This window comes from Roseateles sp. P5_E8, from assembly GCF_054177665.1.
Genome location: NZ_JBGCUM010000045.1, coordinates 1 through 16,073, shown reverse-complemented (window position 1 = coordinate 16,073; position 16,073 = coordinate 1). Strand labels below are relative to the sequence as shown.

Below are 16,073 nucleotides of genomic sequence, written 5' to 3'. Positions count from 1 at the left end.
GCGACAGCAGCCGTCCGGACCGGTCGTTGAGCGCTGCTGGCACCGACCGGCAGCTTCGCCCATGAGCAGTCGCTTGACCACCCCCTCGAACGTCAATCGGTTGACGCGAACCTTCCCCGCTTCGAGCCATGGTTCGGGTCGTAGACGCCCCAAGACCAATCTCCAAACCGGGTGTGTCGGTAGTCTTCGTAGGCACCTCGGATTTCGTCGAGCGTGTTCATCACGAACGGCCCGTGCTGCGCGACGGGTTCTTCAATCGGGCGGCCTTGGAGCAGCAGTACCTCTGCTTCCTTGGACCCATTTACCAGCTCGACCACGGCGGAGCAGTCGACCTCAATAGCAGAACGCGCGTCGACGCACTCACCGTCGATGGTCAGCGTGGAGCCCTTGAAGAAGAGGAGCTGCCTGCGCGTGCCACTACCCAAGGCAGGCGGTAGCTGCCACCTCGCACCCGGCGCCATCTTCAACGTCCACACGGCCAAGTCCGAACTAGGGTCTGATGCCCATGACCTTGAAGGCGGTGACGGCGGCTGTTGCATGTGCACTCCGTGCAAGGCGCCGACGATGCATGTGACGTCGACGCCGGCTTCAACATGCCTCGGGATGTCCTCGGCCCAGAACATCTTGAAGCTGGGCTCAGCCATCTTGTCGCGCGCCGGCAGGTTCAGCCATATCTGAAACAGCTCCAGCGTGTTCGGCTCGAGGGGGTCCAGCAAAGGGAACATCTCCGCATGCACGACACCACGCCCCGCAGTCAGCCACTGCACATCGCCCGCGCCATACCGGGCTGTGGCGCCCAGTGAGTCGGAGTGGTCGACCACGCCCTGGCGGACGATGGTGATGGTCTCGAAGCCGCGATGCGGGTGGGCAGGGAAGCCTGGCACCGTCTGCCCGAAGTACATGCGCCAGGGCTTTAGGGCACCTGCTTCGGCAGGTGGTGGCTCAACCGGTCCCAAGGCTGCGTTCCCCGGTGGATAGTGGTCGAGGTGATAGGCGCACACGAGAAACGGGTCGATGGTTTCCCAGTGGGAGCCGAGCCGGGCGACGCTGATGATGGAACGGGGCATGAACAATCCGAAGAGAGCAGTGGGTGAGCCACCCGTGGGCGGCAGTCAGCTCAGCTTGATGAGGTTCTGCAGGATCAGCGGCCCGCCCATACCGATCAGCAGCCCGCCCTCGTTCGCCCTGCCCAGAGGGACCGGCGCGAAGCCCAGGTCCGCGACCAGCTTGGCCATCGCCGCCTCAGCGCCGGCGTCGTTGCTCGACACGAACATGACACGCCGACCACCGTTGACCGCGGGGTCTTGCGCGAGCAGCTTGGCCGGCAGCTGGTTCAGCGTCTTGACCACCTTCGCGCCTGGGAAAGCGGCAGCCACCACGTCCGTGGAAGCCTGCCCCTTCAACTCTTCCGGCGAGATGCCGTAGGTGTTCATCGCGTCTACAACGACCTTGCCAGACCAGTTCGAGAGGGCTCCGCCGACCGCTGCGTGAGCACGGAACGGAACAGCCAGGATGACGACGTCGGCCGCAAGAGCGTCCTGCAACGCGACGGGAACCACCTTGTCGCCAAGTTCAGCGGCAAGCGATGCAATGGACTCGGGGCCGCGCGTGTTGGCGATCCGAACGGAAATGCCGCTGCGGGCGAAGTGACGGGCCAGGGCGGTGCCGACGTTGCCGGAACCGATGATGGAGTAGGAGGTCATGATGATTCTTTCGATGGGGGTTTGAGATTTGCGAAGCGCGTGCCCTTTAGGCCGCAATCGCCTCAATGTCTTGCAAGGCCTTGGCAATAGCGGCATCCTTGGCTTGCGGCCCGAACGCGATGCCTTCGGCGCGCACGACCTTCACGTCGGTCACACCGAGGAAGGCCAGCAGGCCAATGAGGTAGCTTTCCTGGTGCTCGAGCGCAGCAGCCGGGCTGCCGGCCGAGTAGACGCCGCCCCGCGCCGAAGCGATGAACGCCTTCTTGCCCTTGAGCAACCCTTGCGGCCCGGTCGCGGTGTACTGGAAAGTCTTGCCGGCCACAGCGACGCGGTCGATCCAGGCCTTGAGCGGCGTCGGAATCGACAGGTTGTACATGGGGGCGCCGATGACGAGGACGTCCGCGGCGAACAGCTCATCCATGTAGGCGTTGCCCTTGACCAGGTCGGCGTTGATGGTGGCGTCGTCGCTGGTAGCACCCATGCGCGCGGCCATATGAGCGCCGGTGAGGTGCAAGGCGGGGTCGGCTGCAAGGTCCCGATAGGTCACCCGGATGTCCGGGTGAAGCGCCTTTTGGCGGGCGACGATTTCAGCGGTCAGCTGGCGGCTGACGGACGCGGCGCCGAGGGCGCTGGAGTCAAGATGAAGGAGTTGCATGTTGGGTCTCGAAGTGGGTGGGGGTGGTTCGCAGCGGGCTTACTGCTTGACGGCTTCGACCTGCACGGCGAGCTTCACGGTGTCGGGGATGCCAAAGTTGATGCCCCAGCCCATGCCCCATTGGCTGCGCTGAATCGTGGTCTCGAAGTCGCCGCCGCACACCTCGCGCTTGAGGATGGGGTTCGTGTAGCAGTTGAAGTTGGAGGCCTTCAGCATGACGGGGAGGGTCTTGCCCAGCAGCGTGAGTTGCCCCGCGACTTCGCTGAGCTTGTCGCCGTTGAAGCTGAACGTGCTGGCGGCGAACTTGGCCGTCGGGAACGCGGCGGCGTTGAGGAAGTTGTCGCTCTGCAGGTGCTGGTCGAACGCGGCCGTGCCGGTGCTGATGGAGCCGGTCTCGAGCGTCAGTTCGACCTTGCCGGTCTTGGCCGCCTTGTCGAGTTGAACGGTTCCTTTCTTCTTGTCGAACCGACCGCGGTTGGTCGAAGTGCCGAAGTGGGTGACCTCGAAGGTCACGTAGGTGTGCGTGGGGTCGATGCTGTAGGTTGCGACTTCCGCGTGAGCAGTGCCGACGAGTGTGGTGGCGGCGGCCAGTGCGGCCGCGATGAGGGTCTTGCGCATGGGACGGGTCCTTTGAGGGTGGCTTGCAGAAACTGGGGCTAAAACAGAGATGGGTCCCTGCTGCCTCCTATCCTTTGCAGCGATGGCTGCATGGGAACGAATGATGGAGACCGGCTTCCATTCTGAGAAGCCGGTATATTGAGATTCGATCCATCTGTTTAAGAGATGGAAGGAGTCTCAATTGCTCGACGGCGTTTCCTTGGACCAGCTCAGGACGTTTATCGCCGCGGTGGACGAGGGCAGCTTTTCCGCCGCCGCACGCAAGCTCAACCGCGTGCAGTCAGCGGTGAGCGGCTGGGTCAGCGGGTTGGAGCAGCAAATCGGCGTGGTGCTCTTCGACCGCTCAGGCCGGTTTCCGAAGCTCACCGCGGAGGGTGTGCTTCTGCTGGCCGACGCCCGCAACATCGTGTCTGGTGTGGACACGCTGAAGGCCCGAGCCAAGCTGATGGCGGCAGGCCAGGAGACCGAGCTCTCGGTGGTGGTTGACGTGTTCTTCCCCACTGCGCTCGTCAGCGCTGCCGCAAAGGCATTTGCGAGCCAATTCCCTCTTACGCCGTTGCGCCTGTTCGTGGAGGGCCTGGGAGCGGCTTACCAGCCCGTGCTGGATGGGCGGTGCAGTTTGGGCATTCTCTCGACCTTGCCGGCTGTGACGTTCCCGTCGCTGGTGAGCGAGCGCTTGGGCGAATTGCCCCTGGTATCGGTCGCCGCGGCGAACCATCCGCTCGCGGCATGGGCAGATCGGATTCCCCGGAGCGAGCTGGCGAAGCACGTCCAGCTGGTGCTCACCGACCGATCAGACCTGATGGCAGGACGCGACTACGGCGTGGTGTCGCCGTCGACCTGGCGCCTAGCCGATCTGTCGACCAAGTACGCCTTCCTGAAGGACTGCGTCGGCTGGGGCGGCATGCCACTGCACATGGTCGAGAAGGACATCGCTGACGGCACCCTGGTTGTCCTCGATGTGGACGACATGCCGCGGACGGGCTTCATGTTGACCATGTCCGCGTATCACCCGGCTTCCGAACCGCCCGGGCCCGCGGGCAGGTGGTTCATTGACCACTTGAAGCGGTCCTGGGAGAACTTGCGGGAACTGCCATGATGCCTTCGGCAGGAAGGCTCTTTCAGGGATACCCAGATGACGCTTGAGCGATCGGACGGTTGCTTGCAGCTTCCGCTGCAGAGATGTCGGGGTGAGGTGCGTGTGGCGCACCCTCGCCGCTCGAAGGCAGTCGATGCTGCCATGTCGACAGGTGACTCGACGACTGCTTCCTGTCCAAGACCGTGAACCCGGCGACCTGCCGCAGATGACGGCACTCGCTGCAGTGCTGTCCATCGCCGCGGATCCGGAACTTCGGCTTTGGGCACCAAGCTGCTCAAGGAACTGCGACATCGAATGTCCGGAACCGGCTGGAGTTCAGCCGGTCCGGTCTCCCGGGAGCCCCGTTGCGAGCGGCCGACCCGGCCCGCTGGGCGGCGACGACCGTTGCCTCGCTCAGATTTCCGTCTGTTCGGAGATCTCGAGTGCGTCATCAACCTCAATGCCGAGGTACCGCACCGTTGACTCCAATTTTGTGTGCCCAAGCAGCAGTTGCACGGCGCGCAGATTCCTGGTCCGGCGATAGATCAACGTCGCCTTGGTCCTTCGCATCGAATGCGTCCCGTAGTCGGCAGGGTCAAGGCCGAGTTCCTCCACCCAGCCTTCCAGGATTCGGGCGTACTGTCGCGTCCCAAGATGCGGCGAGGAGTGCATGCGGCTTGGGAACAGGAAACCGTCAGATCTCAGTCCCGCTTGCTTGATCCAACGCTGCACGGCTTCGCGGGTCACCGACGTGATCTCGAACTGAACGGGGCGCTGAGTCTTTTGCTGCATCACCACCGCGCGGCTGGCCACAGCGTCGCCGTGGCAGACATCTCGCACCTTGAGCGAGACGAGGTCGCAACCCCGAAGCTTGCTGTCGATGCCCAGATTGAACAGCGCGAGCTCGCGAACGCGGCTCTCCATTTGAAGCCGGACTCGGAGTGCCCAGATGTCCTTGACCTTGAAAGGTGCCTTCTGGCCGACGATCTTGCCCTTGTTCCAGGGCTCGCGCGACAGGGTGTTGGCTGCTGATCCCATGATGGTCTCCCATCGAGTTGAGGGCCAACAAGCATGCGCTTTTATGGCGCTTACCGTGCTGGCTGCCGTCCGCTGCACGAGGGTCAGCTTTCCGGCGCCTGGTTGACCTTACGCTGTCGGCCAGGAACTGCCAGTCGCGCAGTTTGCTTCCCCCATGATGGGGATCCGACTGCGAGTTTGAGTGTGTAGCGTTAAGTTGGGCGGCTCTAAGCCCGAAATCACAAGGTCAATTGAATGGCGATTGCTTTCGAAGTCTCGTAGCCACTTGTATCGGCTTCCTGGTAGCGGCAAGCGCGGTAGCGCAGGAACGCACTGTCGACGACGAACCCGACACCATGACGGCCATGAACTTCTATATGCGGGACGGCGCCGTCATGTTCTTGGCTCGTGCCTGTAATGAATCGATTCCCGACTTCATGTCAGAGTTTTTTGCCAAGGTTTACCAACTGGCGTGCCGCCAACTGGAAGCACATCGCTCTAGGACGCTCGCTCAGCGCGCAGTTCAAGGATCCGAACGGTGCACCCATGAACCTGGACGTCGCCGGCAACGCCATCGCGCAGAAACTTCGCGCCATGGCGCCCGCTGCCCGGCGTCAGGAGTGCAGCAATCTTCTGCAAGACTTTTCCAGCGCCGAAGACGGATCGAGGCGTCGTTAGCTCACGCCTTTGTGGCGAGAGGTCGACGAGTCCGGCATTGGCAATGCGAACGACTGCCTCCAGGCGAACAGCTTGCGCCTGTGAATGTCGGCCACGCACGGAGCTACCGCCGACTCAATGATGACGGTCAGGATCGTGCCCAAAGCGGAAACTCGCCGAACCTCGGCAACAGGCTGTTGCTGACCTTTCAATGTTGGCCGTCCACGGCAGCAAACGGTATGCCGTGGTCCGTTCGGACTACGTGTCGACATTCAGCCGCCTCAGCGAACCCGGTTCGCCTCAAGCGCGGCGCGATGCTTCTCGGCGAGATCCTCCAGGCGCACGGCGGTGAGGCCGAGGAGTAGATCGTGCAGCAGCGCCTTGTCCAGTGGCGAGCGGCCGGTATAGAGCTGCACCAGTTCCTCACCAATCGCATGGAGCTTGCGGTTCTTGGCCTCGGCGTCGGTCAGCGCCACGGTGCTGCGCTCCAGCAGCTGGGTCAGGGCCTGGTTTGCCTGCTGGCGGTCTGCGCCTTCCTGGCGGGCGGCCAGCACCTGCTGTTGCAGCGCTTGCTCGCGCTTGACGGACTCCGCCTCGAAGCGGGTCTGCGCGTCGCGGGCAGCTTGCAGCTGAGCTTGAAGGGCCTGCAGCTCGGCGTCGCGCGCCTTGAGCCGGGCGGCAGTGCTGCCGGCCAGCGCGCGTGCGGCGGTGGCCGCCTTCTGCGCCGCAGCCAAGTCGGCTTCCGCCTTGGCCTTGTCGGCCTGCAGGGAGCTCTGTTGCTCTTGCGAGGTGCGCAGCGCGGCCTGGGCGCGGCGCAGGGCCTCGCGTTCCTTGGAGGGCTTGGCGTCCTGCGCCTGGGCGGCCAGGCTGGCGACGGCGAGCAGGGCGATGGCGAAGCGCTTCATCATCAGAACCTCGCGTTCAGGTCGATCTGGAAGACCTCGATGCGCAGCGGCGCGCTGCTGAGGTTGCCGCTGAGCGACGAGGCGTCGCCCGGCACCGCCAGGAAGCGCACACCGTCGTCGAGGTTGCGCGTGCTCGTCCAGCGGCCGCTGACCCAGAAGTTCTTGTCCAGGCCGACGTTGCCGCCCAGGCTCCAGCCCTTGTAGTTGGTGCCGCCCAGGTGCCAGGTCGTGTCGGTGAAGCCATCGATCCACGCGTCGCGCTGCACCAGCCGGTAGGCGGCGAAGGCCTGCCAGTCGTCGCGTCGCGAGAGTCTCGGCGCGCCGACCTGGAGGCGTCCCTGCACCGCCGTCGTCTTCTCCTTCAGGTCGGCCAGCGGCACGCCTGCGCGGGCCTCGATGTCCTTCAGGTCGAAGCCGGTGTTCTTGATCCAGTCCAGCGTCAGGCCCACGGGCACCGGCAGCACGCCGTCCAGCTGCAGGCTGGCCGTGAGGTTGATGGGGCGGAACTTGGACGCCAGGCCCCAGGTCGGCGCGGCGGTGCTGGTCGGGTCGTTCAGGTTGATCAGCGTGTTGCCCTTCAGGCGCAGGCTGGCCGGGTACTGCGACGCGAAGTAGTCGGTCGCGCCATTGCGCGGGCCGCTGGGCGGTGGGTTGCTCTCGCGCTGGCCCTGCATGTGGCGGAAGTCGTAGGCCGCCACGCCCAGCTTGAGCTGCACGCCGCGTGCCAGGTCGATCTCGCCGCCGACCTGCGCGCCCAGCAGCCACTTGTCCTTGGTGGACAGGTTCAGCTCTTCCAGCGGGAACACGCCGGCCGTCGCGAACAGCCCGCGCTGCGGCGTGAACGCATGGCTGAGCTTGGCAGCCACGCCGTCGAAGGCGAGGTCGTCGGGCCAGGCCAGGTCCGTGCTGAAGAAGGGGTTGGGCATGCGGCCGAAATCCGCCGAAAGGCCGTTGGTGAACAACGGTGGTTGCCAGCGGATGTAGGCCCGGTCCAGCCCCAGCGTGTAGCGGTTGAAGTCGTTGCCCAGCGTCTGCGACGTGGACGTGGCGCTGTTGCCCGTGCTGCCGGTGGCGATGCGCACGCTGGCCAGCACCTGGTCGCTCAAGCGGGCATCCACCTCCAGCCGGCCGCGCAGCGTCAGGCGCTGGCGGTCGGTGGTGGTGTTGCTCAGGTCGGGCGACCACGCCGGCGAGGCCGTCTGGGCGCGGTAGACCTCGGCGGGCACGTTGGCGTCCTTGTCGAAGAACTCGGCCTGACCGCGCACGCGCAGGTCGCCGCTGACCTTGATGCGGCCGATCCACTCGGGCAGCGCATCCGGCTGGCCCCAACGCTCGCCCCGGGCCTGCGCGAGCACCTCGGCCTTGATCTCCTCGCGCATCTGCTGGCGCACGGTCTCGGGCACGTAGGGAATGCGCAGCACGTTGGGTTTGGAAGCGTCGGCCTGCGGTTGCGCTGATGTGCCGGGTTGGGGCGCGGTGGCCGCCACCTGGGCCTGCTTCAGGATGGCCTCGGCCTTGTCGCGCGTCAGCAGGCCCTGGGCCACGAGGGCGTCGATGAGGGCTTGCGTCGTCGCGCGCAGGCGGGCGAGTTCTTCCTTGTCGGACGTTTGCGCGTGGGCAGGCAGGGCGGTCGCGAGAAGGGCGGCTGTCAGCAGCGTGAGGATGGGTTTCATGATCGTTTGGGGGCTTAGGCTTGCGGCCGCACGCTCAGGCGGAAGCGCATGGGCTGTGACAGTGCCAGCGCCGGGGGCGGCGGCAGCTTGAACTGGCGGCGTGTTTCGTCGAGGGCGGCGCGCAGGGCGCCGTCATTGCTGTCGTTGCCGCTGGGGGCCAGCTCGAAGCGTTGGATGCCGCCGTCGCGGTCCAGCCAGATCGAGAACGTCGCGGTCAGTTGCTCGGCGTCGGCCTTCAGATGCCGCTCGATCTCGCCCTGCAGCAACTGGCGTGCGGTGTTGGCGTAGAAGCGCTCCTGCGCGCGGTCGGAGGCCGTGCCGGCCGGGCCACCAGAGCCGGTTGTCGGCGCGCCACCCGCGTAGTCCTTGGCCACGCTGCCGGCCGCGAAGGCGCTGGGCCCGTCGCCCGCCGCGCCTTCCATCTTGATGGACTCCGCTGGCCTGGGCGCCTCGGCCTGCTTGATCTGCTCCTCGCGCATGACCTGCTTGGGCTCTTCCTTGGGCGGCTCCTTCTTCTCCTCCTTGGGCGGCGGGGGAGGGGGCGGCGGCGTGTCGGGCAGGATGGAGATCTTGGCGACCTGGCGCTTGGGCGAGTCGGTCTTGATGCCCTTGACGGCCCACCAGACGGCCAGGCCCAGCAGCAGGCAGGCTGCCGCGACGAGGCCCTTGATGTGGCTCGTCTTCATCACGTGCCGATCCGGCTCGTCACCAGCCCCATGTTGACCTGCAGCTTGTTGCACAGGTCGATGACGGCGATGACGCTGGCGTACTGCGTACGGGCGTCGCCCTTGATGGCGACGGACATCTGGGCGTCGCGTTGCTTGGCGGCGATGAGCTGGGCCTCAAGCTCCGAGAGGCTCACGCCCACGCCGTTCAGCAGCACACCGCCGTCGGGCATGACCTGTACGATCTTCAGGTCGTGCTTCTCGGTGCTGGGCTTGTTGCTCGGCTTGGGCATGGTGATGTGCATGCCTTGCACGGAGGCGGTCGTCATCAGGATGAAGACGACGAGCAGCACGTAGGCGAGGTCCAGCATCGGCGTGACGTTGATGCTGTCGTAGGGCTTTGCGTCCTGGTTGACTTGCATGGCCTAGCTCCCCGCCCGCTTGGTGACGAGGCCGATCTCCGTGATGTCCAGCTTCTTGGCCACCTCCAACACCTGCATCACCTTCTCGTACTGCGCGGCCGCGTCCGCCTTCAGCACGACGGGCAGTGACGGATTGGCTGCCTTGTACTGAGCCAGCGACCGGCTCAACTGCTCCATGTCCACCGGGTAGGCATCCAGGTACACCGCCCCATCCGCCGTGATCGTGATGGCCCGCGTCTGCGGCTTGGCGAGGTTGTTGGCGGCCTGCGTCTCGGGCGACTTCACCTTCACGCCCTGCACCGACGCGGTCGTCAGGATGATGAAGACGACCAGCAGCACGTAGGCGAGGTCCAGCATCGGCGTGACGTTGATGTCGTCGTAGAGCTGGTTGTCGCCCTTGATGTCGGCGGACATGGCTCAGGGCGCCCCGTACAGCTCGGCCACGCGAGTGATGAACTCGTCGATGAAGATCTGCATGTCCGAGGTCGCGTTCTTGATCTGCGCCGCCAGGTAGTTGTAGCCAAACAGCGCCGGGATCGCAACGCCCAGGCCGGCCACCGTCGCCAGCAGTGCCGCCGCAATGCCCGGCGCGATGGCGTTCACGTTCACGTCGCCCGCTGCGGCAATCGCGGCGAAGGTGATCATCACGCCGACCACCGTGCCCAGCAGGCCCAGGAAAGGCCCGCCCGAGATGGCGATGGTCAGCAGCACCATGCCGGAATTGAGTTGCGCGTTCTCGCGCACGTAGTCGGCATCCACCGAGGCCTTCACCGCGTCCAGCGACGCGCCCGACAGCGGCTTGGCGCCGGCCTCGCCCACCTTGCGCTTGGCCAGCTCGCGAATGCCCGCCTGGTAGAGCCGGTAGATGGGCGAGGCCGGATGCGGCGCGTGCGTCTCCAGCTTCAGCAGCTCCTCGTTGGCCTCGCGGAACTTCAGCACGAAGCTGCGGTTGGCGCGCGCCACTTTCGTGACCAGCACGCCCTTGGTGACCATCACCCAACAGGCAATGGCGAACATGACGCCCAGGATGCCGATGACGACCCAGGCGTCCACCGTCAGATTCTTGACGAGCACGCCCATGTAGCCGTGGCTCTCGCCCTCGGCCTCGGCGGCGTCCTTGGCTTCGCGGGTGGAGGCCACCAGCTTGCTCTCCGCGCCCTGTGCGCCAGCCGCGACGGCGATCCACTCCGCGCTGCGAAGCGTGGCCGCCACCTGCACCTCGTCCATCAGGCCGCGCGCGCCTTCGCCCAGGCGCAGACTGCTGCCTAGGGCTGGCGTGGCGAGGTCGCCCTGCGCGACCTGCGCGCCATTGACGAACAAGGTCGCCTTGCCCAGGCCGATGCGCAGCGCGACCTGCGTCCATCGCGCCACCGGTACTTCGCCTCCTGACACCTCGGCCTTGTCTGCGCGCGCCACGACCTTGCCGCCGTTCAGACTCAGCGTCAGCCCGCCCCAGTTCAGCAGCGTCGCGCGCTGCACGTCGTCGAGCTTGACCCACAGGCTCACCGTCAGCTGGTTGCCCGCGTCAGTGACCGGTTTGTCGGACAGCGCATAGACGACCGCCTCGCCCGTCAGCTTGGCGCTGGTGGCGAGCAGCCCGTTGGGTTCGGTGACCAGCGTGCCCTGCGGCTTCACGGCGCCGAGCTGGTCGGCCCCCGCCGGCTTGTCGCTGAAATGCAGCGCGATGACGGTGGCTGCGTCAAAGCCGTTGGCGTCGCCTTCGGCGCCCGCCTTGGCATTGCCGCCGTAGACGTAGAAAACGTTCTTGTCCGTGCCCGGCAGCACGCTGGGCAACTGCACCCACAGCACGGCCAGTTCGTTGACCGAGTCGAAGCGCTCGACGCTGAACTTCAGCGGCGTCTTGTCGTCGCCGGCCACCACGCGCAGGTCGCTGCCGTCCTCCTTGGCAGCCGTGAAATCGAAGTTGCCCGAGTGCAGGCGCACGGCCACGGCCACACCGTTGGCGGCTTCCTTGGTCTCCAGCCCCTGGCTCGACGTGTTCAGCGTGATCTTGGCGCGCTCGCTCCAGTCGGGGTTCCACCAGGCGTGGGCGGTGGCCGGCAGTAGGGCAGCGAGGATGAGTGCAGTGAGTGCTTTGCGCATGGCTTGTGTTTTCTCGAATCAGGAGGAGCCGAAGCCCAGGAACTCCAGCAGCAGGTTGCGGCGCCGGCGGCGGCGCTCGTCCTTGTCCTTGTCGCTGTCCGCCGCAGCGGCGGCCTGGGCGGCGCCTGTGGGCGTGGTCGGCACGGCGATGGGCACGGCGAGGGCCACGTCGGCCGTCGCGCCGGCACGCGTGCCCGACACCTGGATGTCGTTGGCATTGACGAGGCGATCCGCGCCCAGGAAGGCATTGCCCTTGGAGCGGATGCCCGCCTCGCCGGCATTGATCTCGCCGGTGGGCGCGTAGAGGTCCAGGTCGTTGCCGGCCGACAGCACGGCAATGCCTGAGCCGCTGAACGAGCCCGAGGTGTCGAAGACGAGGTTGCCGTTGCTGTCCAGCCGCAGCACCGGGGCCGGCGCGCCGGTCACGGTCTTGGCGCCGCGGCCCGCGTCGATGTTGCCGGCCGACGACCACATCAGCAGGTTGCCCTGGCCGAGGGTGAACACGCGCGACTGGTTGACATCGAAGTTCTGCGCCACGACGGCCGACACGTCGCCGCCGTTGACGGTGACGATGCCCAGTTCGGTGGCCGACTTGGCGCCCGCCGTGACCTCGCCGGCATTGACGCCGCCGCCGGGGTTGAGCACGGTGATGTCGGCGTTCTGCAGCGTCTTGATCTGGCTGGTGGGCATGCGAACCTGGGCCGCCGCTCGGCCGCTCTGGCCCAGCGGGAACAGCAGGTTGACCGCCTGGTAGCCGCGGGCATAGGCGGACCAGCGCTCGTCACCTTCCAGCACCGAGGCGGCGCGGCCGGCGCTGCGCAGCTCGCCCACCAGCACGCGGTTCAACCATGGGATCTGGCGCTCCAGAGGCAGGGCCTCGAAGCGGCGCAGCGTGTCCGCCGCGTCCACACCGCGCTCGCCGCCCATCAACGCGACGTAGTCGGCCAGCTTGGCCAGGTCCACCGTCGCGGCGAGCTGGGCCAGCGCCGAGGCGCGTGCCGGCGCGGCTTGCGTCGCCAGGCCGTCCATCAGCACGCGGCTGACGAGCAGGGCCTGTTGGGCGGTGCCGAGCTGGCCAAGCTGCTTCACGGCCTGGGCGTCATTTAGGTCCGACCAGGCGGGCTGCAGCAGGCTGGTCTGCGTGGCCAACGCCGCCGTCACGGCCGGGTCGTCCACCGGCTTGCCAAGCAGGGCGGCCTGACGGGCGCGCTGGTCGAGGCTCTCGGCCCGCGCCGGCTGGGAGCGCACCTGCTCGGCGACGAGGCGGTCCACCGTTAGCGCGCCGAAGCGCTGGCGCAGCAGGTCGAGTTGCGTTGTCGGCGCGGCGGCATCGAAGGCCGCCGCCGTGCCCGTGCCGCCCAGCAGCAGCCAAGCCTGGCCCAGCTTGCCCGTCAGGCCCGAGGCGCCCAGCACCTGGAAGCCGGCGGCGCTGGCGCGTGCGTAGTCGTCGCCCTCGGCGCTCAGACCGGCCACGACGGTCAGCCGCGCACCGCCCTCGGGCAGCAGCGCGCTGTTGGACAGGTTGCCGCGCGCGACGATGCCGGTGCTGGTGGACAGGTCCACATCGCGGCCGGCCAGCACCAGCAGGTCGCCTGGGCCGGCGATCTCCAGGCCGAGGCCGGCGCTGAAGCGGATGTCGCGGCCGGCCTGCAGCAGGCTCAGCTCGCTGGGGTTGCCGGTGGTGGCGGGTTGCTGCTGGATGGTGACGTTAGACACGCGCACGTCGCGCCCGGCCGCGGCGGTCAGCGGGCGGGTCGACACGAGGTTGTCCAGCTGCAGGTCGCCCGCGGCCGACAACAGCAGCACGGGCGCGCGCCCGCTCTGGTCCAACTGGGCCTGACCCAGCGTGTTGCGTGTCAGCCGCTGCGCTTCGGGCAGGGTCAGGTTGGCCAGGTCTTCCATGCTCGCGGCGGCGGGCGTCTGCGGCGTGCCCAGGGCCAGCGCCTGCAGCCCGTCCAGGCTGACCGCGTCGCGCGCGGCGACCCAGCTACGTGCCCGCTGCGGGTCGGCCGCGGTGCTCCATTGCCACAGGTTGCTGGCACTGATGCCGCCTTGCGGTGCGAGCAGGCGCAGGTCCACCGGCACGACACGGCCCGGCGTCGTCTGGCCACCGGCGCTGTTCTCCAGCGGCTGGCCGGCGCCCAGATAGCTGATCGAGCCGGCCGCGCTCTGCATCAGCAGCTGCGCGTCGGCGTCCAGCATCGGCGTGGCCAGGCCTTCGCCCAGGGCGCCCTTGTTGGCGTTGGACGGCAGGGCCAGCGCCAGGTTGCGGGCGCTCGCCAGCGTGGCGTTGCCGCCTGCCTGCACGCGCAGCGCACCGTCCTGGTAAATCAGCTGCAGGCCCGGGTCCAGCTGCGGGTTGGCGCCCGCCTGCGTGCGCACCGCGCCGCCGGCCGACACGTCAACGCCGCGCGAGGCCAGCAACTGGCCGCTGACGACGTCCCGCCCGGCGCTGACCGACACGCTGCCGCCGCCGAACTGCTGCAAGGTTTGCGGCAGGTCGTTGCTGGTGCTGCTGCTCCTTGCTGCCAGGAAGCCCGAGCTGGCGGCTGCTGCATGCACCTGCACCGCGTCGCGGCCGGCCTGCACCTGGACTGAGCCGCCGCCCAGCGTGGCCACGCCTTGCGCGAACAGGTCGCTGCGTGCGAACCAGGCCACCGTGCCGTCCAGCACGCCCTGGGCGCGCCACATCCAGCCTGTGCCATAGCGCTGCTCGGCGCTGGCCGCCTGGCCGACGACGTCGCGACCGGCCGTCAGCCGGATGGCGCCGCCGCCCTGGGTGAAGGGCAGCAGGCCCGAGTCGTCCAGCGCGGGCGCGAGGTTCTCAAGCAGCGACGTGTAGGGCGTCTGTGGCAGTGGGTCGGGCGTGCCGGGTGCAGGGGCGGGGGCCGGCGTTGGCGCGGGTGTAGGGGCAGGTGTGGGTGCAGGTGCCGGCGTGCTGCCCGGCGGGGCGGGTGGCTGGGTGTTGCCGGTCGTGTCGCCGTTGCCGGGCGAGGGTTGGCCGGTGCTGCCGTTGACGGTTAGCGCGCGCATCGCGTTAGCGCCTGCTTGCACGGTGGCTGGCTCGGCGCTGCTGCCGGTCACGGGCACGCCCAGCGTGGCGATGGTGGCGCGGCCGTCCAGCCAGCGGATGTCCTGCGCGGCGGCCACCGTGATGCGGCCGGTGCTGCTGCGCAACTGCACGGCGGCGGCGTTGGCGTCGGCGCTGCCGATCAGCACCGAGCCGGTGGCGTCGTTGCGCGTGGCCATCGCATCGGCCGCGCCCAGGTCGGCACCCGCCGCGATGCGGATGGCACCAGCGCGCGACGAGGTCGCGACCCACTGGCCCGCCGCCGCCGGCGACTCGCGCAGGCCGGTGCTCAAGGAAGCCTGCAGCGTCACGTCACCGGCGGCGCGCAGGGTCAGCGCGGCCTCGGCGGCGTGCGGCGCTGCGGCGATCTGGGCGTTGCTCAAGGTGGGCAGCCGCCAGTCGGCCGACAGCAGCAGGTCACCCGCTGACTGCAGCTCGACGCCAGCGCGTATGCGCACCGTCGCCGCCAGTGCCGGCTGCGCTGCGCTCACCCGCGCGGCGATGGCCTGGGCCGTCTGCAGGCCTTCGCCCATGAAGGCCTCGTTGTCGGCCACGACACGGGCCAGGCCCAGTGGGCCGTTGGGCGTTGCGGCTGGCGGCGGTGGTGGGGGTGGAGGAGGTGTCGGTGTTGTGGGCGCCGGGGCCGGTGAGGGCGTAGCGCCAGGCGGGCTGGGCGGCTGCGTGCTGCCGGTGGATGGGCCGTTGCCGTCGGACGGCATGCTGGCGGTGCTTGTGGCTGCCAGCGCCAGCGCGAGGGCGCGGCTGCTGCCCTGGGCAGTGGGCGCGGGCGGTGCGGGTGCCAAGGGCGGGCCGGGCGGCTGCGCCGTGCCCGTCGTGTCGCCATCGCCGATGGAGGGTCGCGGCGGTGGCGGCAGCGGCGGTGCGGGTGGCTGCGTGTTGCCGGTGGACGGCCCGTTGCCGATGGACGGCGCGGGCACAGGCACGGGAGCGGGCGTTGGTGCAGGCGCGGGAACCGGTGCCGGCGTAGGCACGGGAGCGGGGACAGGCGCCGGAGCGGGCACCGGGGACGGTGCCGGACCTGGCTCGGGCGCTGGCGTGGGCACCGGCGCTGGGGCAGGGACCGGTGCCGGGCTGGGTGTTGGCGCTGGTGTGGGCGACGGCGCAGGGACCGGTGCGGGTGTCGGTGCCGGTGCCGGACCAGGCCCGGGCGCAGGCGTGGGCACCGGCGCTGGGGCAGGAACTGGTGCCGGGCTGGGCGTTGGTGCTGGTGTGGGCGACGGCGCAGGGACCGGTGCGGGTGTCGGTGCTGGTGCCGGACCCGGTTCGGGCGCAGGCGTGGGCACCGGCGCTGGGGCAGGGACCGGTGCCGGGCTGGGCGTTGGCGCCGGTGTGGGCGAGGGTGCTGGGACCGGAGACGGTGCCGGCTCGGGTGCAGGTGTGGGCACAGGCGCAGGGACCGGTGCCGGGACGGGGGYCGGTGTGGGCGATGGCGCCGGCACAGGTGCTGGGGTCGGGCTGGGTGCGGGTGCGGGCGACGGACTCGGCG

At 68.3% G+C, this 16,073-nt stretch carries 14 protein-coding genes and 1 pseudogene; 3 read left to right on the top strand and 12 right to left on the bottom strand.

Annotated elements, in window-relative coordinates:
- Positions 1-92 precede the first annotated feature (92 nt).
- From ACXRVZ_RS21075 to ACXRVZ_RS21060, 4 genes are read right to left on the bottom strand one after another with little or no spacing between them, the layout of a single operon-like run.
- On the bottom strand, positions 93-1,067 hold the full coding sequence (locus tag ACXRVZ_RS21075) for a pirin family protein (protein ID WP_457422092.1): 975 nt from the start codon (positions 1,065-1,067) through the stop codon (positions 93-95).
- 45 nt (positions 1,068-1,112) lie between these two features.
- Positions 1,113-1,703, bottom strand: coding sequence for an NADPH-dependent F420 reductase (locus tag ACXRVZ_RS21070; protein ID WP_457422094.1), 591 nt, complete (start codon positions 1,701-1,703; stop codon positions 1,113-1,115).
- A 46-nt stretch (positions 1,704-1,749) separates the two neighbouring features.
- Positions 1,750-2,358, bottom strand: a complete 609-nt coding sequence (locus tag ACXRVZ_RS21065; RefSeq protein ID WP_457422096.1) for an FMN-dependent NADH-azoreductase — start codon at positions 2,356-2,358, stop codon at positions 1,750-1,752.
- Between the two features lie 39 nt (positions 2,359-2,397).
- Positions 2,398-2,976: a YceI family protein gene (locus ACXRVZ_RS21060; protein WP_457422098.1), complete on the bottom strand. Its 579-nt coding sequence runs from the start codon at positions 2,974-2,976 to the stop codon at positions 2,398-2,400.
- Positions 2,977-3,157: 181 nt separating this feature from the next.
- On the opposite strand from ACXRVZ_RS21060, the gene ACXRVZ_RS21055 reads away from it, so the two are divergent.
- Complete coding sequence (locus tag ACXRVZ_RS21055; RefSeq protein WP_056205443.1) at positions 3,158-4,075, top strand: LysR family transcriptional regulator; 918 nt, start codon at positions 3,158-3,160, stop codon at positions 4,073-4,075.
- Positions 4,076-4,468: 393 nt separating this feature from the next.
- Here ACXRVZ_RS21055 and ACXRVZ_RS21050 read toward each other — a convergent pair whose 3' ends face one another.
- Positions 4,469-5,092, bottom strand: a complete 624-nt coding sequence (locus tag ACXRVZ_RS21050) for a tyrosine-type recombinase/integrase (RefSeq protein WP_457422100.1) — start codon at positions 5,090-5,092, stop codon at positions 4,469-4,471.
- A gap of 525 nt (positions 5,093-5,617) precedes the next feature.
- On the opposite strand from ACXRVZ_RS21050, the gene ACXRVZ_RS21045 reads away from it, so the two are divergent.
- Complete coding sequence (locus ACXRVZ_RS21045) at positions 5,618-5,749, top strand: hypothetical protein (protein WP_457422102.1); 132 nt, start codon at positions 5,618-5,620, stop codon at positions 5,747-5,749.
- Between the two features lie 260 nt (positions 5,750-6,009).
- Here ACXRVZ_RS21045 and ACXRVZ_RS21040 read toward each other — a convergent pair whose 3' ends face one another.
- Genes ACXRVZ_RS21040 through ACXRVZ_RS21010 form a run of 7 tightly spaced genes read right to left on the bottom strand, consistent with a single transcriptional unit; the run spans position 6,010 to position 15,510 of the window.
- On the bottom strand, positions 6,010-6,633 hold the full coding sequence (locus ACXRVZ_RS21040) for a hypothetical protein (RefSeq protein ID WP_457422104.1): 624 nt from the start codon (positions 6,631-6,633) through the stop codon (positions 6,010-6,012).
- 2 nt (positions 6,634-6,635) lie between these two features.
- Entirely contained in the window at positions 6,636-8,306 is a 1,671-nt protein-coding gene (locus tag ACXRVZ_RS21035; RefSeq protein ID WP_458232795.1) for a putative porin, read from the bottom strand.
- Positions 8,307-8,320: 14 nt separating this feature from the next.
- Positions 8,321-8,992, bottom strand: a complete 672-nt coding sequence (locus ACXRVZ_RS21030; protein ID WP_457422108.1) for a TonB C-terminal domain-containing protein — start codon at positions 8,990-8,992, stop codon at positions 8,321-8,323.
- A complete protein-coding gene (locus ACXRVZ_RS21025; RefSeq protein WP_457422110.1) occupies positions 8,992-9,393 on the bottom strand; it encodes an ExbD/TolR family protein in 402 nt (133 codons plus the stop codon). Before ACXRVZ_RS21025 ends, ACXRVZ_RS21030 begins: the two co-directional genes overlap by 1 nt.
- 3 nt (positions 9,394-9,396) lie before the next feature.
- Positions 9,397-9,807 (bottom strand): ExbD/TolR family protein, encoded by a 411-nt coding sequence (locus ACXRVZ_RS21020; protein WP_458232794.1) that lies wholly within the window; start codon positions 9,805-9,807, stop codon positions 9,397-9,399.
- A gap of 3 nt (positions 9,808-9,810) precedes the next feature.
- Entirely contained in the window at positions 9,811-11,496 is a 1,686-nt protein-coding gene (locus tag ACXRVZ_RS21015; protein WP_458232793.1) for a DUF2341 domain-containing protein, read from the bottom strand.
- Positions 11,497-11,514: 18 nt separating this feature from the next.
- Positions 11,515-15,510 carry a filamentous haemagglutinin family protein gene (locus ACXRVZ_RS21010; protein ID WP_458232792.1) on the bottom strand — a complete coding sequence of 1,332 codons (3,996 nt, stop codon included), beginning with the start codon at positions 15,508-15,510 and terminating at the stop codon, positions 11,515-11,517.
- A gap of 86 nt (positions 15,511-15,596) precedes the next feature.
- Between ACXRVZ_RS21010 and ACXRVZ_RS21005 the strand changes: the two are divergent.
- Positions 15,597-16,073 (top strand): annotated as a pseudogene (locus ACXRVZ_RS21005) (hypothetical protein); the annotation flags it as partial.

Coding starts and splice junctions, on each gene's coding strand:
- ACXRVZ_RS21075 (WP_457422092.1), bottom strand. CDS start 1,067: ATGCCCCGTTCCATCATCAGCGTCGCCCGGCTCGGCTCCCACTGGGAA.
- ACXRVZ_RS21070 (WP_457422094.1), bottom strand. CDS start 1,703: ATGACCTCCTACTCCATCATCGGTTCCGGCAACGTCGGCACCGCCCTG.
- ACXRVZ_RS21065 (WP_457422096.1), bottom strand. CDS start 2,358: ATGCAACTCCTTCATCTTGACTCCAGCGCCCTCGGCGCCGCGTCCGTC.
- ACXRVZ_RS21060 (WP_457422098.1), bottom strand. CDS start 2,976: ATGCGCAAGACCCTCATCGCGGCCGCACTGGCCGCCGCCACCACACTC.
- ACXRVZ_RS21050 (WP_457422100.1), bottom strand. CDS start 5,092: ATGGGATCAGCAGCCAACACCCTGTCGCGCGAGCCCTGGAACAAGGGC.
- ACXRVZ_RS21045 (WP_457422102.1), top strand. CDS start 5,618: ATGAACCTGGACGTCGCCGGCAACGCCATCGCGCAGAAACTTCGCGCC.
- ACXRVZ_RS21040 (WP_457422104.1), bottom strand. CDS start 6,633: ATGAAGCGCTTCGCCATCGCCCTGCTCGCCGTCGCCAGCCTGGCCGCC.
- ACXRVZ_RS21035 (WP_458232795.1), bottom strand. CDS start 8,306: ATGAAACCCATCCTCACGCTGCTGACAGCCGCCCTTCTCGCGACCGCC.
- ACXRVZ_RS21030 (WP_457422108.1), bottom strand. CDS start 8,992: ATGAAGACGAGCCACATCAAGGGCCTCGTCGCGGCAGCCTGCCTGCTG.
- ACXRVZ_RS21025 (WP_457422110.1), bottom strand. CDS start 9,393: ATGCAAGTCAACCAGGACGCAAAGCCCTACGACAGCATCAACGTCACG.
- ACXRVZ_RS21020 (WP_458232794.1), bottom strand. CDS start 9,807: ATGTCCGCCGACATCAAGGGCGACAACCAGCTCTACGACGACATCAAC.
- ACXRVZ_RS21015 (WP_458232793.1), bottom strand. CDS start 11,496: ATGCGCAAAGCACTCACTGCACTCATCCTCGCTGCCCTACTGCCGGCC.